This is a genomic window from Nitratidesulfovibrio liaohensis, assembly GCF_011682075.1.
Taxonomy (GTDB): domain Bacteria; phylum Desulfobacterota; class Desulfovibrionia; order Desulfovibrionales; family Desulfovibrionaceae; genus Cupidesulfovibrio; species Cupidesulfovibrio liaohensis.
On the sequence record NZ_VSMK01000643.1, the window covers coordinates 1 to 967 of the forward strand.

1 protein-coding gene is annotated in these 967 nt (G+C 71.5%); it reads right to left on the reverse strand.

Annotated elements, in window-relative coordinates; genetic code table 11:
• Positions 1-937: bifunctional diaminohydroxyphosphoribosylaminopyrimidine deaminase/5-amino-6-(5-phosphoribosylamino)uracil reductase RibD (gene ribD / locus FVW27_RS17045; RefSeq protein ID WP_167127440.1), on the reverse strand; the 937-nt coding region annotated here is incomplete at its 3' end.
• Positions 938-967 lie beyond the last annotated feature (30 nt).

The window sequence follows — 967 nt, forward strand, 5'->3', positions numbered from 1 at the left end:
CGTCCGTGCTCTCCGTGCCGCTCAGGTCCGGCAGGCCCCACACCCGTGCGCCGGTGGCGCGTACCGTGTCCGCTGCCGGGGATGCCGCAGCGGCCTCGGTGGTCCAGAAAATGGCGTCCGCCGCCCGCTGTTGCAGCAGAACAAGGTCGCCAGCCCGCGCGGCCACCTCGTCCATGCGCGAGGTGACGGCCACGGCCAAAGGCTGGCGGCGCGGGGCGGCTGCATCGTCAACGTTGGGGCACCCCCCTTGGGGGGCGACGGGAAAAGCATCCGAAAAATTGCCGCAGCGGGGGGTAAGCAGCGGGTTGTCGGCGAACAGGGTTCCACCGCCCACCAGCACCGCCCCCCCGGCATGGCCCGCGCCCGCGCGGATGGCATGCACCCGGCGGCGCGAAGCCGCGCAGCTTATCCACTGCGAATGGCCCGTGCGGGTGGCGATGCGCCCGTCCAGCGTGCTGGCCAGCTTCAGGATGACGTAGGGCAGGTCCGTCTTTTTCCAGGTGACGAAGTCGGCCACCAGGTCGCGGCAGTCCTGCTCGCACACGCCCATTTCAACATGCACGCCGTGCTGGCGCAAAAATTCCGCGCCGCCCCTGGCCACCGGGTTGGGGTCGGCCATGCCCACCACCACGTGACGGATGCCCGCAGCCAGCACGGCCTGCGAGCAGGGGGGCGTCTTGCCGTGGTGGTTGCACGGCTCCAGCGTGACCACCAGGGTGCAGGCTGCCGGGTTTACGCCGCCTGCCGCCGCGTCGCGCAGGCATTCCACCTCGGCATGGGGCATGCCGCAGGCCGTGTGATAGCCGCGCGCCACCACATGGCCGTCGCGCACCAACACCGCGCCCACCGTGGGGTTGGGCGCTGCGCGCCAGCGACCCCGCCGGGCAAGGGCGATGGCCTCGCGCATGAAAATTTCAAAGGGATGCGGCGCGGTCATGGGCGCTACCTGCCCCCGCAGGCGCAGCCG